General features: G+C 47.9%; 19 protein-coding genes. 10 read left to right on the top strand and 9 right to left on the bottom strand.

The genetic code is table 11. The annotated features are described in order from the left end of the window. The first annotated feature begins 218 nt into the window (after positions 1 to 218). The 4 genes from QZT80_RS03950 to QZT80_RS03935 all read left to right on the top strand — a co-directional run bounded on the left by QZT80_RS03950 (position 219) and on the right by QZT80_RS03935 (position 6,832). Entirely contained in the window at positions 219 to 785 is a 567-nt protein-coding gene (locus QZT80_RS03950) for a discoidin domain-containing protein (protein WP_295117978.1), read from the top strand. Positions 786 to 919: 134 nt separating this feature from the next. Continuing rightward, the gene (locus QZT80_RS03945) at positions 920 to 3,994 is read left to right on the top strand and encodes a TonB-dependent receptor (protein WP_295117976.1); all 3,075 of its coding nucleotides are present in this window, start codon (positions 920 to 922) and stop codon (positions 3,992 to 3,994) included. A 56-nt stretch (positions 3,995 to 4,050) separates the two neighbouring features. Beyond that, positions 4,051 to 5,871, top strand: a complete 1,821-nt coding sequence (locus QZT80_RS03940) for a RagB/SusD family nutrient uptake outer membrane protein (RefSeq protein ID WP_295117973.1) — start codon at positions 4,051 to 4,053, stop codon at positions 5,869 to 5,871. 25 nt (positions 5,872 to 5,896) lie between these two features. Further along, a complete protein-coding gene (locus QZT80_RS03935) occupies positions 5,897 to 6,832 on the top strand; it encodes a hypothetical protein (protein WP_295117970.1) in 936 nt (311 codons plus the stop codon). Positions 6,833 to 6,972: 140 nt separating this feature from the next. Here QZT80_RS03935 and QZT80_RS03930 read toward each other — a convergent pair whose 3' ends face one another. Further along, positions 6,973 to 7,863, bottom strand: a complete 891-nt coding sequence (locus QZT80_RS03930) for a 3-hydroxybutyryl-CoA dehydrogenase (protein WP_295117967.1) — start codon at positions 7,861 to 7,863, stop codon at positions 6,973 to 6,975. 75 nt (positions 7,864 to 7,938) lie between these two features. Next, entirely contained in the window at positions 7,939 to 8,577 is a 639-nt protein-coding gene (locus QZT80_RS03925) for a carboxypeptidase-like regulatory domain-containing protein (protein ID WP_295117964.1), read from the bottom strand. Positions 8,578 to 8,660: 83 nt separating this feature from the next. Between QZT80_RS03925 and QZT80_RS03920 the strand changes: the two genes are divergently transcribed. Together QZT80_RS03920 and QZT80_RS03915 are read left to right on the top strand one after the other, a co-directional pair. After that, positions 8,661 to 9,761 (top strand): Mrp/NBP35 family ATP-binding protein, encoded by a 1,101-nt coding sequence (locus QZT80_RS03920; protein WP_295117961.1) that lies wholly within the window; start codon positions 8,661 to 8,663, stop codon positions 9,759 to 9,761. 219 nt (positions 9,762 to 9,980) lie between these two features. Then, positions 9,981 to 10,607, top strand: a complete 627-nt coding sequence (locus QZT80_RS03915; RefSeq protein WP_295117958.1) for an FMN-binding negative transcriptional regulator — start codon at positions 9,981 to 9,983, stop codon at positions 10,605 to 10,607. A 60-nt stretch (positions 10,608 to 10,667) separates the two neighbouring features. On the opposite strand, the gene QZT80_RS03910 is transcribed toward QZT80_RS03915, so the two are convergent. Then, entirely contained in the window at positions 10,668 to 12,035 is a 1,368-nt protein-coding gene (locus QZT80_RS03910; RefSeq protein ID WP_295117955.1) for a Gfo/Idh/MocA family oxidoreductase, read from the bottom strand. Between the two features lie 5 nt (positions 12,036 to 12,040). Continuing rightward, positions 12,041 to 12,901 (bottom strand): sugar phosphate isomerase/epimerase, encoded by an 861-nt coding sequence (locus QZT80_RS03905; protein WP_295117952.1) that lies wholly within the window; start codon positions 12,899 to 12,901, stop codon positions 12,041 to 12,043. A gap of 172 nt (positions 12,902 to 13,073) precedes the next feature. Between QZT80_RS03905 and pyrF the strand changes: the two genes are divergently transcribed. After that, on the top strand, positions 13,074 to 13,889 hold the full coding sequence (gene pyrF, locus QZT80_RS03900; protein ID WP_295117950.1) for an orotidine-5'-phosphate decarboxylase: 816 nt from the start codon (positions 13,074 to 13,076) through the stop codon (positions 13,887 to 13,889). A gap of 240 nt (positions 13,890 to 14,129) precedes the next feature. On the opposite strand, the gene QZT80_RS03895 is transcribed toward pyrF, so the two are convergent. After that, positions 14,130 to 14,567, bottom strand: a complete 438-nt coding sequence (locus tag QZT80_RS03895; protein WP_295117947.1) for a YciI family protein — start codon at positions 14,565 to 14,567, stop codon at positions 14,130 to 14,132. Positions 14,568 to 14,720: 153 nt separating this feature from the next. Between QZT80_RS03895 and QZT80_RS03890 the strand changes: the two genes are divergently transcribed. Both QZT80_RS03890 and QZT80_RS03885 read left to right on the top strand, forming a co-directional pair. Then, complete coding sequence (locus QZT80_RS03890) at positions 14,721 to 15,899, top strand: acyl-CoA dehydrogenase family protein (protein ID WP_295117945.1); 1,179 nt, start codon at positions 14,721 to 14,723, stop codon at positions 15,897 to 15,899. A gap of 5 nt (positions 15,900 to 15,904) precedes the next feature. Further along, positions 15,905 to 16,900, top strand: a complete 996-nt coding sequence (locus QZT80_RS03885; protein WP_295117942.1) for an FAD:protein FMN transferase — start codon at positions 15,905 to 15,907, stop codon at positions 16,898 to 16,900. A gap of 286 nt (positions 16,901 to 17,186) precedes the next feature. On the opposite strand, the gene QZT80_RS03880 is transcribed toward QZT80_RS03885, so the two are convergent. From QZT80_RS03880 to QZT80_RS03865, 4 genes are all read right to left on the bottom strand, one after another. Continuing rightward, positions 17,187 to 17,807, bottom strand: coding sequence for an outer membrane beta-barrel protein (locus QZT80_RS03880; RefSeq protein ID WP_295117939.1), 621 nt, complete (start codon positions 17,805 to 17,807; stop codon positions 17,187 to 17,189). A 25-nt stretch (positions 17,808 to 17,832) separates the two neighbouring features. Continuing rightward, positions 17,833 to 18,474 (bottom strand): DUF4136 domain-containing protein, encoded by a 642-nt coding sequence (locus tag QZT80_RS03875; RefSeq protein WP_295117937.1) that lies wholly within the window; start codon positions 18,472 to 18,474, stop codon positions 17,833 to 17,835. Between the two features lie 150 nt (positions 18,475 to 18,624). Then, entirely contained in the window at positions 18,625 to 19,230 is a 606-nt protein-coding gene (locus QZT80_RS03870; RefSeq protein ID WP_295117934.1) for a hypothetical protein, read from the bottom strand. A 74-nt stretch (positions 19,231 to 19,304) separates the two neighbouring features. Next, entirely contained in the window at positions 19,305 to 20,171 is an 867-nt protein-coding gene (locus tag QZT80_RS03865) for a dienelactone hydrolase family protein (RefSeq protein WP_295117931.1), read from the bottom strand. A 110-nt stretch (positions 20,172 to 20,281) separates the two neighbouring features. Between QZT80_RS03865 and proB the strand changes: the two genes are divergently transcribed. Then, positions 20,282 to 21,310 carry a glutamate 5-kinase gene (proB, locus tag QZT80_RS03860; RefSeq protein WP_295117929.1) on the top strand — a complete coding sequence of 343 codons (1,029 nt, stop codon included), beginning with the start codon at positions 20,282 to 20,284 and terminating at the stop codon, positions 21,308 to 21,310. Positions 21,311 to 21,324: the final 14 nt, after the last annotated feature.

Genomic DNA, 21,324 nt, shown 5'->3' with positions numbered 1-21,324 from the left:
AGCAAAATCGATTTAGCCTTCATAAGGCAGTAAGCCTATACCGAGATTCTAAGTAGTACGCGATAACCAAATTATTAATGCTTTACTATACCAAAGTACATATTATTATCCTGCAATGATTCCGCGCTAAATCGATTTTACAAAAAATGAATTGATTTCTTGCAAGGTTCAGTGTGGTATTGCTTTTACATAAATCCCGTAGACAAAAACAACGTCATATGATGATCAAATCAACCAAAGTTAGAGCTCTGCTCGTACTCGGCATGCTGCTGTTCTCGCTGGCAAGCTGCGACGACGATAAGAACGAGCGGACTTATGAACTACTTCCACCAAATGCGGAGGAGGAACTAGACATGACAGAAGTAGGCACGTTATCAGTGAATGTTGAAAACGGCAGCGGACCAACCGGTGGTGAGGGTTCTCCGAAGCTAGTGGACAAATCAGTTGATACGAAGTTTCTGATCAATCCATATAGAGATACGCTCTGGATGGAATTGAATCTTTTAGCATCTCAAAGGATTGATGCCTACACGATGAGTTCTGGTGATGATACGCCGGCAAGGGATCCCAAAAACTGGGTATTACGTGGATCAAAAGACCGCGTTACCTGGGTGGACCTCGACACGCAGGTAGACCAGGTGTTTCCAACCAGGAAGCTGACTAAACGTTATGATTTTACTAACGCGACTGAATACAAGTATTATCGCTTGTATATCACTGCGAACGCCGGGAACTCGCTGTTCCAGATGTCGGAGTGGCGAATTATACGTAAGCCTCTTCCGTAATTTCGACGTTTGCAAGGTCGGATCCGCATTTCCGGCAAATTTATTTGTTAAGCAATTTTTACGATTGCGTTTGCAACATTAATCTCACAACAACATTAACTATGCTTAGAACAATACTAAGACAGGTTTTTGTTATGAACGCCCTTCTTTTAGTAGGGCTGTTGATAACGATGAACGCTCAGGCCCAGGAAACGGGGGTAATCAAGATCACGGGTAACATAAAGGACGAATTAAAAGCTCCGATGCCCGGCGTTACAATCATTAACCTGACCACGAAAGCGGGTACGGTTACTGACGAAAAAGGCGCATTCGAAATAAACGCCCGCAGGGGTGATAGCCTTTCTGCAAGGATGATCGGTTATGATTACTTTAATGTAATGGTGACCAATACTATTAACTTCGAAATCACCCTGAAAGCAACCAACAATAGCCTCAATGAGGTGGTAGTTGTAGGTTTCGGTGAGCAGAAGAAAATTTCATTGATCGGTGCACAGTCTTCTGTTAAAGTTGAAGACCTGAAAACACCCGTAGCAAACCTTTCCGCCGCGTTGGCAGGTAGGATCGCTGGTCTGGTAGGTGTTCAGCGTTCAGGCTTGCCTGGCTCTAACTCTGCCGACGTGTGGATCAGGGGTATCTCTACATTTAATGGTTCCGGCAACAGCGCCAGCCCACTCATCGTAGTGGACGGTGTACAGGGTCGTGACATTAACGCATTTGATCCTGAAGACATTTCTTCCTTCACTATTCTGAAAGATGCATCTGCTACCGCAGTATACGGCGTGGCTGGTGCGAACGGTGTAATCCTGATCACTACCAAAAAAGGTGTATCCGGTAAACCTAACCTGATGTTTAATTACAACCAGGGTATCACTGCCTTTACACAAAGGCCTGAATTAGTAGATGGTGTTACTTATATGATGCTGCGTAACGAGGCACAGCGTGCCTCAGGTTTAACACCAGAGTATAGTAATAACACGATCAACTCTACGATCCTGAAAGAAGATCCCTATCTGTTCCCGGATGTTAACTGGATGGATGCCTTGTTTAACAAGACCGCTATGAACAGGCGCGCTAACTTTAGCGCAAGAGGCGGTTCTGATTTCGCTACTTACTACACTGCAGTAAGCTACTACGAAGAAGAAAGTTTGCTGAAAACCGGTGATAATGTTGCATATGATGCAAGCACCAAATTCAAGCGTATAAACTTCACGAATAACGTTAGCATGAACTGGACATCTACCACCAAATTCGATTTGGGTGTTCAGGGTTATGTAACTAACACCAACTTGCCAGGTGTTGATCCTAATGCGGCTTTCCAAAGCGTAATGCAAACCAACCCTGTGTTGTACCCAATTATGTACCCAGGCGGTTATGTACCAGGTGTAAGCTCTGCGCGTGCACAGTCTAACCCATATGCAGACTTAACACAGAGCGGTTACCGTAACCGTTTTGCTAACCAGATATATTCTAACGCGCGTTTGACGCAGGACCTGAAATTCTGGGTGCCAGGTTTATCTGCAACTGTAATGTACTCTTTTGATGCGTTCAACTCTAACACCATCAACCGTACCCGTACACGTAGCACTTACCTGCTGAACAGGATCATTCCTTACCTGGACGACGGTTCACTGAACCTGAGGCTGATCGCTAATGGCAGCGACGACCTGGCTTACAGCAGATCTAATGGTGGTAACAGGTCTATCTACTTCGAAGGTGCCCTGAACTATACTAAAAATTTTGGTCAGCATCACGACCTCACGGCAATGGTGTTGTTCAACCAGCGCGAAGTGTCAAACTCGTTTGCTGATAACCTGAATGCTTCTATCCCATCCCGTAACAGAGGTGTGGCTGGTAGGGCTACGTACTCTTTCAAAGACCGTTATTTTGCTGAGGTGAACTTTGGTTATAACGGTTCTGAAAACTTCGTTCCTGGTAAGAAATACGGTTTCTTCCCATCATTCGGCGCAGGCTGGGTAGTGTCTAACGAAGAGTTCTTTGCTCCCGCAAAAGACATCGTATCGTTCCTGAAAATCCGCTACTCTGATGGTTGGGTGGGTGATGCAAGCGTAGGTGGCCGTCGTTTCGGGTTCCTTACGATCGTTAACACTGGTGCAACCGGTTATACATTCGGTTCTGGTACTGATAACTTTGGCTACGGTGGTACTAACATCTCCAGCTATGGTACAGACGTTATCTGGTCTAAATCTCACAAGCAGGACTTAGGTTTGGAATTTAACCTGCTGCGTGATAAACTGACTGTTGTGGCAGACGTATTTAAAGAAAGGCGTGAAGGCGTATTCCTGCAAAGGGCATCGCTTCCTGCTTACGTGGGTCTGAACAGTTCACCTTGGGGTAACCTGGGTATCATCGAAAACAGAGGTGTAGATGGTACTATCACACTGAACCCGATCGAGATCGCTAAAAATACTACTATCGACTTCCGCGGTACGTTCTCTTTCAACAGAGATAAAGTAATTGAGAACGATATGCCGAAACAGCCATATAAGTACATGGAAAGAAGAGGTAAAAACTATCTTTCATCATTTGGTTATGTAGCGGAGAAACTGTTCGACGATCAGGCTGAAATTAACAGAAGCCCAACTCAGACAGCACTTGGTGATGTTCGTCCTGGCGACATCAAATATAAAGATCTGAACGACGACGGTAAGATCGACGCACTGGATGTTACCCGTATCGGTAATGGCGACGTTCCTACTACAGTATACGGCTTTGGTTTCAACGTAACCTGGAAACAGTTCTACGCTGGTGCATTCTTCCAGGGTGTTTATGGCGCAGAGCGCCTGTTGGGTGGTGATGGTATCATCCCTTTCAACAACAGCACTGGTCCTGAAAGGAGTAACCTGTTCTGGGCCGCTGAAGACAGGTGGACAGAAGAAAATCCTAACCCCAATGCGTTCTATCCACGTTTAGCTTACGGTAATGCTCCTAACAAGAACAACGCTGTAGCATCAACATGGTGGGTTAAAGACATCAGCTTCCTTCGTTTGAAAACAGTTGACTTAGGTTATAATCTGCCTAAAACTATAGCTAAAACACTGAAGATGAAGAACGCAAGGGTTTACTTCCAGGGCGTTAACTTATTCTACTGGAGCAAGTTCAAACTGTGGGATCCTGAGCTGAACACAGGCAACGGTACTGCTTATCCGAACGTAAGAACTTTCAGCCTTGGTGTTCAGGCTAACTTCTAATGAAGTCCTGATTTGCATGAAAGTGTGTTGTTCTAAGAACTGTTAAACAAAAGAAAATGAAAAAAATTGCTTTAATATTCACAGCTGCTTTGTCCCTGGGTTTATCATCCTGCTCAAAGTACCTGGACCAGGTACCGGATGACGTAATCGTTATCGAGGATATCTTTAAGTCAAGAGCTAATACAGATAAGTATTTGGCTAACGTATACTCGAATCTGCCAAATGAAATTCAGGAGCGTTATACCAATACGAACCGTTCAGGATTTTTCACTGGTGCATCCGATGAAGCTCGTTATACATGGGATTTCCCATACAGTACGGTAGTAAACGCCAGCACATGGAGTAATACCGATGGTACCATTAATGCTTACTGGCAGGGATACTACAGAGGGATTCGCGATGCCTCTTACTTTATACAGCATATCGATGAAGCTAATGCTATCGAGGTTAACGCTGGTGTAAAAAAGGCTTATAAAGCAGAAGCCCGTGCATTACGTGCTATATTCTACTACTTCCTGGTTCGTCAATACGGTCCGGTGATGATTCTGGGCGAGCAGCCGCTTGACCTGAACGCTCCACTTTCTGATTTACAGTTTCCAAGGCATTCGATCGACAGCTGTGTTAACTATATCGTAAGGGAATTGGATATTGCTACTGCAGATCTTGATGAGGAAAATGCGCCTTTCGCCAATGAAATTGGCCGCGTAACAAGAGGTGCTGCGCAGGCGTTTAAAATACAGGCCCTTATGCTGGCGGCCAGCCCGCTGTGGAATGGTAATCCTGACTATGCAACCTTCGTTAATAAGGATGGTTCTGCGCTTACCAATCAAACTTTCGATATCACTAAATGGCAAAGAGCTGCGGCCGCTGCTAAGTCTTTCATCGATCAATTTGTAACAACCGGCCGTTACAGGCTGTATACAGAAACCAATGCTGATCCTTTCATGGCCGCATACCTTTCTGTTCGTAACGTACAAACAGTTGAATGGAATGCTGAATGGATTTATGCCCGTTCAAAATCCGGCAGTTATCTGCGCTACGATAGAACGCCTAAGCACGTAGGACTACCTGCCAGCCAACAGGGCGCTGGTGCGCTTGGTGCTACGCAAACACAGGTTGATGCATACTTCATGAGAAACGGGTTGCCAATTACTGATCCAGCCTCTGGTTATCAGACTACAGGTTTCTCTCTGTTCAGGGCTCCTTACGATGTCGCTGCGGGCAGAAACACGTATAATCAATGGATTAACCGTGAACCAAGGTTCTATGCGGACATCACTTATAACAACAGCTACTGGCTGTTCCAGGAGAGTGGTAGCACGATCATCACCAACATGGAATTTAGCGGTAACTCAGGAAGAACGCAAAGTACTTCCGATGTTTCTTCAACCGGTTATATCGTAAGGAAAGCTATTCCAAGAGTTGAAAACACCCGTGGATCTCTTTTCATTCGTGTAGCAAACATTTATCTCGATTATGCTGAAGCACTGAATGAAGGTGACTATGGCAATGCTGATGTACTTGTTTACCTGAACCTGATCCGTACCAGGGCTGGTATCCCGACTTATGGCGCTGGTGCAGGACAAATTGCTATCCCTGCTAGCCAGGAGGCAATGCGTGAGGCAATCCGTGCAGAAAGAAGGGTTGAACTGGCATTCGAAAACTGGAGGTTCTTCGATACCCGCCGCTGGAAAATCGCTGAAACTACCAACAACGGGCCTATCTATGGTATGAACATGTTCGTAAACGGTAACGGTTTCTACGATAAAACGCAGGTAGGCGTAAGAGTGTTCAGAAAAGAACGCGATTACCTGATGCCAATTCCGCAGAACGAAACGCTGTTGAACACCAACCTGGTGCAGAACCCGAATTGGTAATATTCACCAAACCCGATACTATCCGATGAGAACAATATTCGCAAATTTTGCGCTGCTGTTATTGCTAAGCGCTGGTTGCAAAAAGGGAACTGAAAAGATCCGACTGAATGTGCCAGAAACCGATCCAAATGCTCCCGCTGCCACATGGCGGGAACATTGGTTCGAACATGTTCAGGTAGTAAAAAACGTAGCATACACGAAAGAAGTGGCGCTGTACTATGATGATGATATGCCGCGTGATATTACCTGGCCACTTAGAAAAGCGGAGGAAATCTGGAAGTATACCAAAGTAGCATACGCCCCTTTTAAGGGAACCGATAAACGGTTGTATGTAGTGCTACACTATGGTAAATATGGAGGAGGACATCCTTATACGTATTTCGACGATGGTCATGATAATCGTACCGGTATCGACATCGGGTCAAACAACTCCTGGAGAGACAGCTCAAACTGGAACCTGGATGTACTGACACACGAAATCGGACATATTGTAGAAGGTGGCTTCAAAGGTGTTAAAGAATCGCCCGCGTTCCTGATCTGGGGCGACAGTAAATGGATGGAGATTTATAACTACGACGTTTACAAAAAGCTCGGATGGGATAAAGAAGCAGAACGTGTTATGAAAGACATGGAAACTGCTTCCGATAACTTCCCAAGGCCAGGTACGCGCTGGTTCAAGGATTGGTTTTACCCTATTTATAGCCAGTATGGTGAAACCGCAGTACTGAACAGCTTCTTTACTTTGCTCGCCGAACATTTTCCCACGAAGGCGCACGCCTACGGACTGGAATATACAAGGCGAATGAATATGGGTGAATTTATTCACTTCTGGAGCGGAGCTGCAAAGCATGACCTGGCTGAATTGGCAACAACTGCGTTTGGTCCTAATGACAGGAACGGAGCAGCGTGGGGGCCTCAGCTGGTAAAGGCTAAAACCGATTTTCCTAATATCAAATATTAGTGGAAACAGGCATTAATTGTCAAAAAGAAGAATCCCGGTTGCCTCGGCAGCCGGGATTCTTCTTTTTGTGTTGAAGCCGTTGTCTGAAACGGTGATGTAACACGTCGTCACAATGCCCGTTTCTTTTATATGCCTTTCCGTTACACCTTAAAACGTGTACTCACTTTCAAATCCTTACTCCCCGCCTCATACTTATAAAACCCTTCGCCACTCTTAGCACCGAGGAAGCCTGCATTCACCATGTTCACTAGCAACGGACAAGGCGCGTATTTAGGATTGCCGAGTCCTTCGTGCAGCACGCGCATGATGTACAGGCATACGTCCAGTCCGATGAAATCGGCCAGCTGTAACGGCCCCATAGGGTGTGCCATACCAAGTTTCATTACCGTATCTATTTCTTCCACGCCGGCAACCCCTTCGTACAGGCTGATGATCGCTTCGTTGATCATCGGCATCAGTATACGGTTGGCAATAAAGCCGGGATAGTCGTTCACCACGCAGGGTACTTTGCCCAGCTGGCGCGATAAAGCAGTGATTTGTTCCGTAACGGCCTTGCCGGTGGCGTAACCATTGATAATTTCTACCAGTTTCATGACGGGCACCGGGTTCATGAAGTGCATACCTATTACCTGGGTGGGCCTTTTGGTGGCCGCCGCTATTTGTGTGATGGAGATGGAAGAAGTGTTGGTGGCCAGGATAGCTTCTGCGGGTGCGAGTTTATCCAGTTCTGCGAATATTTTGAGTTTCAGTTGGATGTTTTCAGTTGCGGCCTCTATTATCAAACCTGCGTTCTTTACCCCTTCGGCCATATCGGTATGGGTACTGAGGTTGGCCAGTGTTTGTGCTTTGACGTCGGCGGTAATGCTTTCTTTAGCCAGTTGCCTGTCGAGGTTTTTGGTGATAGTGGCCAGCGCTTTTTCCAGCGCCGGGCCCGAAATGTCGATGAGGTTTACTTTAAAGCCGCTCTGGGCAAAAACGTGGGCAATGCCGTTACCCATGGTGCCGGCGCCAATGATGGCTACTTGTTGCATATTTCGTGGTTGTTTTTGGTGAACCGCCCTCGCAGGGGTGGATCAGGCAATTTAAAGAAATATGCGAAACAAGCCCTAATCTTTATTCTTGAAGTCGCCCCGTTTCCAGGATTGAATGAATTGGGCCCAGGCCAGCGGGTTGAAAATGTTTTGCGGAGGTACCTGCCCGGCGTAGTACAAGGATTGTTGTTGCTTACGCATGTAAGAGTTATAGGCCTCACCGGCATCCGTTGGTGTTACACGCTGCAGGGCGCGCATATGGTCTTTTTCAGTATTCTTACGGGCAATTTCGTATTGGTCGTTGGGAATATCCATGCTTACGAACATCTTCTCAAACTCCTCTCTTGTAGGATAAGGTTTGATGATCGTAACCGGCAGGTAGGTGGTGTCTTCTACCAGCAACTGGATCATGGAAAAGTTATTTCCCTGCAGGGTCGGTGGAATGCGGTATTCTTTTTTACGGAAACCTACGGCACTGAAACTAAGGGTATCGCCTTTAAATGCCACAATGGAAAATATACCCTGACTGTTGGAAATGGTACCCCTGTTCTGGCCTTTTACCAAAATACTAACTGCCGGAATGGCACGAAGGCTATCGGCCGTCATGGTGATACCAGAGAATTGAATGACACTGTCTTTGAACGCAGTTAGCTGAGCTTTCAGAAAAAATGGCAGGCATAGCAGTGCGACAAGTATGTAGATTTTTTTATTCATGCGTCCGACGAAGATAAACAGAATCAAATTAAAGATCAATTAGGTTAACTTTGCAGCACGGAACTCATTTTTAACAACAATTTATGATGACGAAAGAGCAGATAATTCACGCCCTTAGCCATGTTGAGGAGCCTGATCTGGGTAAGGACCTGGTGACGCTTAACATGGTGAAGGACATAGAGATAGATGGCGAAAATAAAGTAAGTTTCACGGTAGTGCTCACCACGCCTGCCTGTCCGTTAAAGGACCTGATCCGTAACGCCTGTATCAATGCAGTAAAACACTTTGTGAATAAGGAAGCGGTGGTAACGGTTAATATGACCGCAAATGTTAATTCAAACCGTAAAGACAATAAGGGCGCCTTACCTGGCGTAAGGAACGTGATCATGGTAGCCTCCGGTAAAGGTGGTGTGGGCAAAAGCACCGTAGCAGCCAACCTGGCCATTTCCCTGGGACAGGGTGGGGCAGCGGTAGGATTGATGGACGCCGACGTATACGGTCCTTCTGTTCCCATTATGTTCGGTGCCCGTGGCGAACGCCCGATGATGGTGTCGGTAGACGGTAAAGCGATGATTTCTCCCCTGGAAAAGTTCGGTATTAAATTCATGTCTATCGGTTTGCTGGTAGATGAGAAGCAGGCCATCGTATGGCGCGGCCCCATGGTGAGCAGTGCTTTGCGCCAGTTTGTAACCGATGTGTACTGGGGCGACCTCGATTACCTGATCATCGATATGCCTCCAGGTACAGGCGACGTGCAGTTAACACTCGTACAAACCGTACCAGTAACCGGTGCTGTAATGGTCACCACTCCGCAGGACGTAGCGTTGCTGGATGCGAAGAAAGGTATCGCGATGTTCAGCAGTCCGCAGATCAATGTGCCTATTATTGGCCTCGTGGAGAACATGGCCTACTTTACCCCGAAGGAACTGCCAGATAACAAGTATTATATTTTTGGTAAAGAAGGCGGCAAACGCCTGGCCAGCGAAATGGATATTCCTTTCCTCGGCCAGATTCCGCTGGTACAGGGCATCCGTGAGGGTGGCGACTACGGCCAGCCGGTAATGACGGGCGACGACGAGATTACCAAGAAGGCATTTATCGATCTGGCAGGCGCTACCGCCCGTGGTATAGCCATGCGTAATGCTAACATGGCCCCTACGAAGATCGTAGAGATCATGGTGTAACAGCCTTACTGCCGCTGAAGGGAGTGACACAACGGCGGCCCTGGTCAGCGAGCTAAAGCTGGTTTAATAATATCAACACTTTATACAGGTGTATATACCGTTCGATGATAACAGCGGTGTATACACCTTTTTCTTTTTTAATTTTGCAGGTACCAGCTTTGGAATAAAACCCAGCCGCCGTTGTGTCACTCCCTTCAGCAGCAACAAAAAGCCATACAAATGCACACACCGAAAAAATACCAGGAAACCGACTGGAACATCATTTCCGGTTTTGTACGCGAAAACAGTTTTGGTCTGCTCATCAGTGTGCAGGACGGTGAGCCCGTTGGTACTCACCTGCCCCTGGAACTGCGTGAAAAGGCACCCGGCGAATTCGTGCTGGAAGGGCATATTTCAGCCGCTAATAAGCAAAAGCTCACCCTCGGCAGCAACCAGCGGTTTTTAGCCGTATTTACCGCCCCGCACAGCTATATTTCATCATCGTGGTATGTGGAAGAGAAGATACCTACCTGGAATTACATCTCCGTGCATATCTACGGCCAACTGCAAATCCAAACTGATGAACAGTTGGAAGCCTCACTGGGTCGGCTGATGGACACTTACGAAGCCGCATCGCGCTGCCCCGTGCATATTTCAGACATAACAACCGATGAATTACATAAGAATATGAAAGGAATCGTGGGTTTTGAAATGAAGGTGGACGAAGTACAAAGCACCTTTAAACTAAGCCAGAACCGCCACGACGCCGATTATTTTTCTGTCATCCATCACCTGAAAGAAAAGGGGGACGATGCTTCGCGTAAGATCGCGGAAGAGATGGAGAAGCGGCGGGCGAAGTCCATATAATAGAAAAGGGCTGCATCGTAACGAGCAGCCCTTTTTTTCAGTTTTACAAGGATCGTGGCTTTACATAGTAAAGACTTTTCCGCCCACCATTACATCTTGCTTCGCTTCATCAAACGTAGCCTTCATACCCGTGCGGTACGCGGCATTACCCATGATCAGTGCAATAGAATGGGAATAAGCGGCTTCGATGGGTGCATTCGTCTCTTTGCGGGACCGTACACATTCCATCCAGTTACGCATATGGGCAAAGGTGGTAGGATCACCACCAGTATTGGCAGAAGTTGCAACGCCACCGCCTGCATCGGCCAGCGTCATTGTTGGCAGCAGATTGGCTTTCAATCCCATCGCTTTCCCTTCATTCTCGGTCATGCCACCTGTTGGCGTAATTTTGTTCGTACTCATGTCGATCATACCACCATTAGAGTAATACAATTCCTTAGTACCACCTGCAGAGTTATGGAAACGTGAGCTGTACATTACCTGGAAGCCGTTGGTAGGATCGTTGGCCGGGCCATAATCAAATACCGCCGTAAGTGTGTCGGGGTTTGTACGACCATCTTTCCATTGGTAAATACCTCCATTTGCCACTGCACTGCGCGGGTGTTTAAGACCGCTGAACCAGTGTACGGTATCGATCTGGTGTGTCATCCACTGACCGAAAATGCCAGACGAATAAGGCCAGAACAGGCGATACTCCAGGTATTTACGCGGGTCCCACTTATCGGCAGGCCTGTTTGCCAGGAAGCGTTTCCAGTCCACATCCGATTCTTTGATCGTGCTGGTTAACGCCGGGCGTCTCCAACGACCTGGCTGGTTTACGTTCCAGGTCATTTCCACCATCGTAATATTTCCAAACTTTCCTTCTTTAATGAAGTTGGCAGCAGCGTGGTAGCTTTCGCCGCTACGGCGTTGTGTGCCTACCTGGAATATCTTTTTAGATGCTTTCACTGCTTTCAGCGCATTACGTGCATCCACCATGGTTTCGGCGAAAGGTTTTTCGCAGTACACATCGCAGTTGTTGGTAACAGCTTCTACCGTGTGAAAAGCGTGCTGGAAATCGGCAGTGGCAATAATTACCGCATCGATGTCTTTATTGCGGTACAATTCGTCATTGTTCACGTACGCCGTAACATCGTGGCCAACTTTGCCCGATAAAATGCGTTTACCTTCTTCGCGGCGGCGGTTCCAGATGTCGGAAACACCGATAATGTCGAAATTAAGTTCCTTGTTGTTGGCGAGGAAAGTAGGCATCAGCGCTTCGCGGAAGCGGTCGGAAAATCCTACCACCCCTACGTTTACACGATCATTGGCGCCCATAATCCTGGCGTAACTGCTGGCCGGGAGGCCCATTGCGGTAATAGCAACACCTGCTCCGCCCATAAACGACTGTTTCAGAAATGCACGACGTGATTTATTCGATTGCGTCATATGAATCAAGGTTTTATATTGTAAGCCTGGTTTAATTGTGTTTTAAGGTATGCCAGCGCCGAGGGAGCCTGTTGGGTCATATTGTCCCAGCGGCATTCGAGGCTGATCCTGCCTTTATAATTGATCTTTTTCAGTGCCTGGAAATAAGGAAGAAAGTTCTCATTGTAGGTGCCCGGTGCCGCACGTTTCTCGCGTTCGGCAATATGGCAGTGAACCAGGTTTTTACCCGCTTTAATGATCACATCTGCCGGTTCGTACTCCATCAGCATATGGTAAATATCCGCAGTGAGCTTGAAGTTCGGGTGGTTAATGAGGTTTACCAGCTCGTTGGCAAATTCAAGCGTGGTAATGAAATTATCTTCGGTGCGGTTCAGGCTCTCCATCGCGATGGTGATCTTATATTTTTTCGCCACTTCTGCCATTTTACGGCCGATGTATACGAACTCCGATATGGCCTTGTTGCGGCTGTAACCCTCTGGTAGTCTGCGTGAGCCAGAACTGCCCAGCACAATGATGTTCACCCCGGCCTGCTGCGCTCTTTTGAAAATGGTATCTACATACCCAACTGTCCATTTTACGTTTACATCCGGACCAATCAGTTTGATGGTATTGGGAAGAAATACATTGGTAGTATTGACAGGCAGTTTGGTTTTACGCAAATTGGCCAGGTGTTTCTGGAACACACTGTCCGGCACATAAAACAGTTTCCGGGTGTTTTCTTCAATATAATCGTACCCGTTAGCGAAACCGAGACTATCGTTATCGTAAGAAGTATTTAAACCTATCTTGACAGGCAGCTTTTGTGCATTCGATTGCACGCTGTGGCACAATAGTATTAAGAGTAGTAGACCGAATAGCTGTTTCATTTGAAGAGGAAATGTTTTAGATAACGTAGAAAAGCAAAAATTAAGAACTTAAATCGGTAAATCAAAATGCCAGGTTTGAAAAAAATGGCAGAACTTTAAAAGAACGTTATTTATCAACCGAATCCATACCATCATACTATTTCATTAACTTTGCGCCCCTAATATCAAATTTATGAACAGACAGGAACTGGTGAACCTCATCCGGGAACGGAAATCGTATTTGTGCGTTGGTCTTGATACCGATATGCAGAAGATTCCCAAACATTTACTGAGCCATCCCGATCCGATGTTTGCCTTTAACAAGGCGATTATCGATGCTACAAAGGACCTGTGCGTGTCTTACAAGATCAATACGGCCTTTTATGAGTGCCAGGGTATACGTGGCTGGGAGAGTCTGCAGCGTACCGTAGAGTACATTCCTAAAGGCATTTTTACCATCGCTGATGCCAAACGTGGCGATATTGGCAATACCTCTTCCTATTACGCTAAAACATTTTTTGATACTTACCAGTTTGATTCCGTGACAGTTGCGCCTTATATGGGCCGCGACAGTGTAACACCTTTCCTGGGTTTTTCAGAGAAATGGGCCATTGTGCTGGGACTTACCTCCAACGAGGGCAGCCAGGACTTCCAGCAACTGAAGGTGGGCGATGAGTTTTTGTATGAGCGGGTAATGAAAACCACCGCCAGTTGGGGCACTCCCGACAACATGATGTTCGTGGTAGGTGCTACGCAGGCCGAATCGATAGCAGCTATCCGCCGGCTATTGCCCGATCACTTTTTCCTGGTGCCGGGTGTAGGGGCTCAGGGCGGTAGTTTAAAAGATATTTCAGAGAAGGGGTTGAATAAGGATGTTGGTTTGCTTGTAAACGCCAGCCGCGCCATTATTTATGCTGGTAATGACGAGCGTTTTGCTGAAGATGCACGTGTGGCAGCGCAGCAATACCAGTCGGAAATGGCGGAGTACCTCGCTGTGGCAGTTGTATAGCCGAATAAAGGATATTTTTGAGAGAAGCGCTTCCGTAAGGGGGCGCTTTTTTTGTTATGTACCCGCACCGGGTAAGGTGTGGTGGTGTATACACGACGATGGGGTGTTGCCGGCATCGATACGCGGCACTCCGGCTGCCAGTTAGCAGCAGCATCCATAAGGCACGTAAGAGTGCTTTTTGTTGATGTAATTACAGAATAGCAGGAGAAACGGACGGTGTATACACCGAAAAAGAGCATGTTATTTGAAGAGGTCGCTCTTCGTAGTTTTCCAGGATTTCAGCTCGTAGCTGAAAAGACCGCTGGCAATAGCTGTATCAGACTGAAGTAACCGGGTAGCTTCGAGGCTGTCTTTGCAATCGAGGATATAAACGCTTTTCAGTCCGGCACTTTGGTCGTTAAAGGGACCTGCAACGAGCATTTTACCGCTGGCGGTAAGGTGTTGAATATTCTGAGCATGAATGGCAAGTATCCCTTCGGTTTGTTCCTGCGAGAGCGACTGATTAGGTCCTTCTTTCAGCAAAACCATCCAGTATTGTTTAACGCCGGGGTTTTGCGCAGCGGCTGCCTTATTAGGGTGGCCCGAAGCGTGAATTGCTACTGAGGTACGGGGGGGTACGATTGCCATGATCAGTACCATAAATGCAAATAAGAAAAGTGCTGGTAGCAGTTTTAGCATAGATTGACTTTTGGTTCCGCGGGCCTAAGTTAAACAAGTTAGCCGGATATGGGGAGGGTTGCGGCATAATTTAGTATATTGCTGCTTAGGCATTTATGCTGTAATTATTTACTGTAGCCGTTTATAGCCCGAATATATAAATAAACTAAATGTATGCGACAAGACCTGTTTCAATCGCCCGATTACTATTTACTGGATGATTTGCTGACGGAGGAACAGAAAATGGTGCGCGAAGCAGTAAGGCAGTGGGTGAAGCAGGACGTGAGCCCGATAATTGAAGATGCCTGTCAAAAGGCGGAATTCCCTACGCAGGTAATTAAAAGCCTGGGCAGCCTGGGCTGTTTTGGCCCGACCATTCCCGCTGAATACGGCGGCGGTGGCCTGGATTATATCTCCTACGGCCTGATGATGCAGGAGCTGGAGCGGGGGGATAGTGGTATACGTTCCACAGCCTCGGTACAAGGTTCGCTCGTGATGTACCCGATTTACCGCTTTGGCAGCGAAGAGCAGAAACGCCGTTTCCTGCCCAAATTGGCTACCGGCGAATTAATGGGCTGCTTCGGCCTTACAGAGCCCGATTTTGGCTCAAATCCCGCCGGCCTGCTTACCTACTTCGACGACGATGGCGACCATATCATCCTGAACGGTGCCAAAATGTGGATATCTAATGCTCCCTTTGCCGACATTGCCATCATATGGGCGCGCGATCCCGACCGCAAAGTACGCGGTGTGATAGTAGAACGGGGCATGGAAGGCTTCTCTACTCCTGAAACCAAAGGTAAATGGAGCCTGCGGGCCAGTGCTACCGGTGAACTGGTACTGGATAACGTACGTATTCCCAAATCGAACATATTGCCCGATGCTGTCGGGTTAAAGGCGCCGCTTACCTGCCTTTCCTCTGCCCGTTATGGCATTGCCTGGGGCGCTATTGGAGCGGCTATGGACTGTTACGACGCAGCCCTGCGCTATTCGAAGGAGCGGGTGCAGTTCGATCGTCCTATTGGCGGGTTTCAGCTGGTGCAGAAGAAGCTGGCCGAAATGGTGACCGAAATTACCAAGGCACAGTTGATGAACTGGCGCCTGGGGGTACTCAAAAATGAAGACCGTGCTACGGCTGAACAAATTTCCATGGCAAAACGCAATGCCTGCGAAACGGCTATTAAGATAATACACGATGCCCGCCAGATACTCGGTGCCATCGGCATCACGGGCGATTATCCCGTAATGCGCCATATGATGAACCTCGAAAGCGTCATCACCTACGAGGGTACGCACGAAATCCACTTACTCATTACCGGTATGGACATTACCGGCCTCAATGCTTTTAAATAATCCAGATGCAGCGTTTTTTACTGTCCGTTATCCTGCTTTGCCACGTTATTACTGCCAGCAGCCAACAACTTGTTTCGTTCCAGGGTAAAACCCAGGGCACTTATTACATCGTTAAATACACCTCCGCCGATACTAGTTCACTGCAACCTCAGGTAGAAGCAGTTTTTGAAGCTATTGACCAGTCGCTGTCGTTATGGGTGCCCGGCTCCCTCATCAACCGGTTTAATAACGGGGAAGATGGGGTAAAGATGGATGAACATATGCGTTACGTGCTGGAGAAGTCGCGGGCGGTAAGCGTTTACACACGCGGCGCATTCGATATTACCGTAAAGCCGCTGGTCGACCTCTGGGGTTTTGGCGTGGTAAGGCACAGTGTAAAACCCACTTCCGACAGTATTAAGCTCGCCTTAAAACAGGTAGGGTATAGGCTTTTGGAGATAAAAGGCGATTCGCTGATAAAAGCGAAGCCTGGTGTACAGATCGACTGTAACGGTGTGGCCCAGGGTTACACCACCGATTGTGTGGCGCGCCTCCTGGAAGCCCGGGGCATCCGCAATTACCTGGTAGATGTTGGGGGCGAACTGCGCGCCAGCGGCGTGAACGCTAAGGGGCAACCCTGGAGCGTAGGTATAGAGCGCCCCTCCGGTAATGCTGATCTTCCAAAACAATCGCTCTTATACCTGAAGAACAAGGCTATCGCCACCAGCGGCAATTACCGCCGCTTCTTTGACGAAGGCAAAACCCGTTATGCCCATACCATCAACCCTAAAACCGGTATCGCACTGCACAGCCGGGTGATCAGCGTTACCGTTATCGCCGATGATACCATTACCGCCGATGCCTTCGATAATGCCCTTATCCTCTGGGGCCCGGAAAAGGGACTGAAGTTCATCAAACAGCATCCTGAATATAATTTGGAAGCCTGTTACATCTACACCGATAAAAAGGGGCGAACGAAGGAGGTGTATACACCGGGGTTCTTTACAAACCATACTAGGTAGGGTAATTTATTGCCGGATGGGCGCTTTTAACCAGCGCATCCACGCTAAAGGTTAACTAATCCGGATCGGCAACCGGTATTTTCAACCACCCGAAAACCACAGTGGGAATAGGCATCTCGGAGAATTTATCCTCTGAAATCCTTGCTGCGCTTATACCATGCCCTTTACCTGCCCTCTAACTGCCCTTTGCCTGCCCCTTCCCTGGGATAAAAAAGAGGCCGCCCCATGGTAGGGACGGCCTTCCGCCATTCTCACACTTCACCACTGAAATGTAGTCTCCTGGTTTTTAATGGATATGAAACTTTATACCGATGTTACCCTGCAATGAATTGAAACTGCTGATCTCGTTCATGGTGTAGGGCGCATAGTTGTATTGTACGCTGGCATTAAACATCACCGGGGAGTATTTGCCAAAAGGCACATTAATACCCAGTTCGGGGCTTACCAGGAAGGCCCATTTGTTTTCTTTCTCTACGAACTCACCCCAGTACTTCTCGTAGTTCATGTTGGCAGTACCAATGCCCAGGCTTCCGTAGGGTATCACCTTAGCATCGGCTTTGGCGAAATTGTAGCTAGCCACGGCCTGTATAGGTAATACCTGGAGGGTGCGCTGCTGTACGGCAGATATATCCGAATTCTTATCCGGATACACCATACGGTCGGTTTTTTCATAGAAATCGTTGAAGCCGAAGCCTAAACCTACCGACCAGCGGTCGTTTATGCCATAATTGATGCCTGCTTTCCAACCGCGGAAGCTGGCTTTAGAGGCATAGTCGCTCAGTGAGCCCAGGGGCTGTGCGCCGGAATAGTTAAAATTCACGGACAGGGGCGACCTGCTCTGCGCGGAGGCAGTGTGTGCGCCAAGGCCGGCCAGTATACACAGAATTAATATTTTAATGCTTTTCATCTTCAATCCGGTTTAGTTAAACACATTATTTGTTCGTCGTCAGGTAAGTGCTCTGGTCGAACACTGCTTTTACCATACTGCCGATGTTGTTACTGCTCCATACGCCACTGCCGCGCAACACTGCGTTCCACACAGCGGTAAGCTGGTTATTACCTTCTTTAGATGGATTTTTAAGATCGAGCAGGTCGATACTTACAGAACGTTCGCGGGTGCGGAACACCGTGTAGGAAGATGGCCAGTAGTAGCCATATCCGGGATAGCCCCAGTAGCCGGTATCCCAGTAACCAGGCCAGCTGCTCCAGTAGCCAGGGTTATAAGCGGCAGAATAAGAAGTATTGTCGATGCGGCTAACGTTTACCGCTAAATCGGGTTTGGCTTCTTTAGCCACGGCCACGTACCCTCTTGCTTCCAGTGAGCTTTTGATGGAAGCGATCAGTTGCTGATCGTAACTGGTTAATTCTCTCGCACTGGCGCCGTTGCTGATAACGGCTACCGAATCCACGATGCTGAACGTTGCATAGCTGTTAAAGGCTGCTTTATCATCGTAGTTGGTAACGTAAATTCTTGATTCTTCTTCCGTGAGATTGTCGAGCGGTTGTTTTCTGCAACTGCCCAGCAGCACCGTTGCCATTGCCGCCACACTCATAAACATAATGACTCTTTTCATATATCAGGCGTTTTTAAAAGTTCCTTAGCATGGTCCTCTTTTCAAACGCTTTAGATACCTGAATGTTACTCAAAGTTTATTGGGGTAATGTTAATGTGTTCTTAAAGTTTTGTTAAAGGAAACACGCTGTGGTAGCGGCTCTTATATGATCTATTTTTCTATCTTTTTCACGATCACATCGCTGGTGTAAATGATGGCGGCGCAACCCGCAGGAATGATCAATTCATTTACCACTAATATGATAATGGCCATAAAAGTGATGTCCGGATCGGTGGCGATCTTGTACCAGCTTTGGGCTACGGCAGCGAGTACACCGAATAAAAGACCGATGCGGATGAATGCGCCTACCGGTCGTACCTTTTTAGCCATGGAAGCCAGCACAATGGCCAGCAATCCGTATTCTATGGTTTTAATAACAAGGGGGATGAACAACACGATGCCTGTCTGCGAAGCATCCATGCCCATCGCTTCTGTTACTGCCTTTTGGACTACACCCGCGAAATACAATCCGGGTGGTATGGATAGGAGTCCTGCCAACCCGGTAGCGGGTACATTATCTTTAGTGAGTGATTTAGCCATACTGATAGCCACACAAACGATGTAGGTCCAGGTGATTTTATTGGCGAAATCGGCTACATACATAGCTTTTGGAATAATCCTGTCGCTGCTCTGCAGGATAAGGAAGAAAGCCGTTTCGGCGATCATTCCAAGTACTATCACCCATATGGTGATACGTAATAAGCGTTTCGGTGACATAAACAAATGGGGTTTACGATACGCGAATATAAGACAAGTAGCGGGAAACATCTGCCTCCCGCCACCTGCTATCTTTATGCGATCGTTTCTTTAAACAGCTGTAGCGTACGTGCCCAGGCTTTTTCAGCGGCTTCTTTATTGTACCGCGGGCCAGACGTGTCGTTATGAAAAGCGTGTTGTGCGCCTTCGTACACGAATAATTCATATTTGGTACCGGCCGCTTTTAAGGCCTCTTCGTATGCAGGGATACCGGCATTCACACGTTCGTCCTTTTCACCATAATGCAGTAATACACGGGCTTTGATTTTAGGAACATCTGCGGCAGCGGCCTGCATACCGTAAAACGCTACGGCAGCATCCAGTGTAGGATCGTTTACTGCCAGCTGGTTGGTGAGCGCACCTCCCCAGCAAAAGCCTACTGCGGCGGTTTTGCCATTGCTTTCCGGCAAACTTTTCAGGTAATCGAAGCCTTTTAAAAAGTTGTTGAGGTTTTGTTTCGCATCCAGTTTTCCGAACAGGGCGCGTGCTTCATCTTCGTTAGATGGTGTGCCACCGGCTACCGACAAGGCATCGGGCGCCAGTGCTATGTAACCTGCCTGGGCCACACGGCGCGTTACGTCGCGGATGTGTGGATTAAGACCGCGATTTTCGTGGATCACGATCACAGCGCCGCGTTTTTCGCCGGCTTTAATGTTATCGGGTTTTACGAGATACCCTTTCATGGTGGTATTGTCGCCCGGATAGGTAATATCCTCAGCGCTGATACCTTCCACATGCACCGGCACCGTGGCGGCATTGGCGTAATTGGATTCCAGCAGCGGCAGTACCGTCATGGCTGCGGCCACACTTCCGGTGAGCTGGGCGAGCCTGCGCAGGAACTCGTCGCGGCGCAGGGGCTTGTGTGTATATTCGTCGAAAAGATTGATGATGTTCTGGTCCATAACTGGGGGATTTTAGCAGATAAGAAAGATAAGGAATTTTTAAAGATGAGGGAAGGCTAAGAAAAACCATGCTTTTTCAATATTTTGTCGGCTCAAAATGAATGTGAACTTTGAACAAGCCAATAGTAGTAATCAAGTTTGGTACCGCTTCTATTACGAGGAGTAACGGTGAGCTGGACGAATCCGTGATAGCGGAGGTCGCCCGGCAGGTGGCCGCTATTCATACGGAGTACAATGTGGTGCTGGTATCGTCCGGGGCAGTAGCTGCGGGTAAGCGGTACATTAAAGACTACGGGGGCACCATTAGCGAGCGTAAGGCCGCAGCTTCCGTGGGTAATCCTATATTGCTGAACAAATACTCCAAATACTTCGAACCGTACGGTATTTCCATAGCACAAAGCCTTTGCGAGAGGCAGCACTTTTCGAACCGCGACCAGTTCCTGCAACTTAACAAAACGTACGAAGAGTTATGGGCCAGCGGTATTATTCCCATTGCGAACGAAAACGACGTAGTCAGCAGCCTCGAACTTAAGTTTTCGGACAACGATGAACTGGCCACGCTGATAGCTGTGGGTTTTGGCGCCTCGCTGCTGCTGTTCAGTACATCCGTAGCGGGCGTGTTGGATAAAGAAGGAAAGATCGTTCCGCAGATCGATGTAATTGATAAAGACGCGCTTTCACTGGCAGATACAAAGAAATCGACCCTGGGACTGGGCGGCATGGTGTCTAAACTCACCTTTGCACGCCTGGCTACTAATATGGGTATTAAAGTGGTGATTTTCGGGATCAGTACGCCCGACGGTATTCTTGAAGCCATAGCAGGTAAAACCGGTACGCTTTGTCTGCCGCAACCCTGTAGCATGCCTGCCCGCCGTAAATGGCTGGCCAGCGGTAGCCTGGTAACCGGGAAAATCCAGATCGACAGCGGTGCGCAAAAGGCACTGGAAAGAAGGCATAGCCTGCTGGCAGTGGGAGTAAAAGCCGTATTAGAGAAATTTGAATGCGGTGAAGTAATTGAAATTGTGAACGAAGAAAACGCGGTGGTAGCAGTAGGCAGGGCCAAAGTGGCCTCCGATGCGGTAGACCGTACAGTGCAAAACCTGGAGATTGCCCATGCAGACGATATCGTACTGCTGTAGCGCCTCCCGAAACA

It is taken from the genome of uncultured Chitinophaga sp. (genome assembly GCF_902168175.1).
Lineage (GTDB): Bacteria > Bacteroidota > Bacteroidia > Chitinophagales > Chitinophagaceae > Chitinophaga.
Note: the sequence above shows the minus strand (reverse complement) of the source record. Positions and strands in the feature narration are given on the sequence as shown.

Excerpts from the sequence above, each read along its gene's own strand:
- QZT80_RS03875 (WP_295117937.1), bottom strand. The coding sequence starts at position 18,474 with ATGAAAAGAGTCATTATGTTTATGAGTGTGGCGGCAATGGCAACGGTG.
- QZT80_RS03940 (WP_295117973.1), top strand. The coding sequence starts at position 4,051 with ATGAAAAAAATTGCTTTAATATTCACAGCTGCTTTGTCCCTGGGTTTA.
- QZT80_RS03945 (WP_295117976.1), top strand. The coding sequence starts at position 920 with ATGAACGCCCTTCTTTTAGTAGGGCTGTTGATAACGATGAACGCTCAG.
- QZT80_RS03885 (WP_295117942.1), top strand. The coding sequence starts at position 15,905 with ATGCAGCGTTTTTTACTGTCCGTTATCCTGCTTTGCCACGTTATTACT.
- pyrF (WP_295117950.1), top strand. The coding sequence starts at position 13,074 with ATGAACAGACAGGAACTGGTGAACCTCATCCGGGAACGGAAATCGTAT.
- QZT80_RS03880 (WP_295117939.1), bottom strand. The coding sequence starts at position 17,807 with ATGAAAAGCATTAAAATATTAATTCTGTGTATACTGGCCGGCCTTGGC.
- QZT80_RS03920 (WP_295117961.1), top strand. The coding sequence starts at position 8,661 with ATGATGACGAAAGAGCAGATAATTCACGCCCTTAGCCATGTTGAGGAG.
- QZT80_RS03865 (WP_295117931.1), bottom strand. The coding sequence starts at position 20,171 with ATGGACCAGAACATCATCAATCTTTTCGACGAATATACACACAAGCCC.
- QZT80_RS03930 (WP_295117967.1), bottom strand. The coding sequence starts at position 7,863 with ATGCAACAAGTAGCCATCATTGGCGCCGGCACCATGGGTAACGGCATT.
- QZT80_RS03915 (WP_295117958.1), top strand. The coding sequence starts at position 9,981 with ATGCACACACCGAAAAAATACCAGGAAACCGACTGGAACATCATTTCC.
- QZT80_RS03950 (WP_295117978.1), top strand. The coding sequence starts at position 219 with ATGATGATCAAATCAACCAAAGTTAGAGCTCTGCTCGTACTCGGCATG.
- QZT80_RS03890 (WP_295117945.1), top strand. The coding sequence starts at position 14,721 with ATGCGACAAGACCTGTTTCAATCGCCCGATTACTATTTACTGGATGAT.
- QZT80_RS03910 (WP_295117955.1), bottom strand. The coding sequence starts at position 12,035 with ATGACGCAATCGAATAAATCACGTCGTGCATTTCTGAAACAGTCGTTT.
- QZT80_RS03870 (WP_295117934.1), bottom strand. The coding sequence starts at position 19,230 with ATGTCACCGAAACGCTTATTACGTATCACCATATGGGTGATAGTACTT.
- QZT80_RS03895 (WP_295117947.1), bottom strand. The coding sequence starts at position 14,567 with ATGCTAAAACTGCTACCAGCACTTTTCTTATTTGCATTTATGGTACTG.
- QZT80_RS03935 (WP_295117970.1), top strand. The coding sequence starts at position 5,897 with ATGAGAACAATATTCGCAAATTTTGCGCTGCTGTTATTGCTAAGCGCT.
- QZT80_RS03925 (WP_295117964.1), bottom strand. The coding sequence starts at position 8,577 with ATGAATAAAAAAATCTACATACTTGTCGCACTGCTATGCCTGCCATTT.
- QZT80_RS03905 (WP_295117952.1), bottom strand. The coding sequence starts at position 12,901 with ATGAAACAGCTATTCGGTCTACTACTCTTAATACTATTGTGCCACAGC.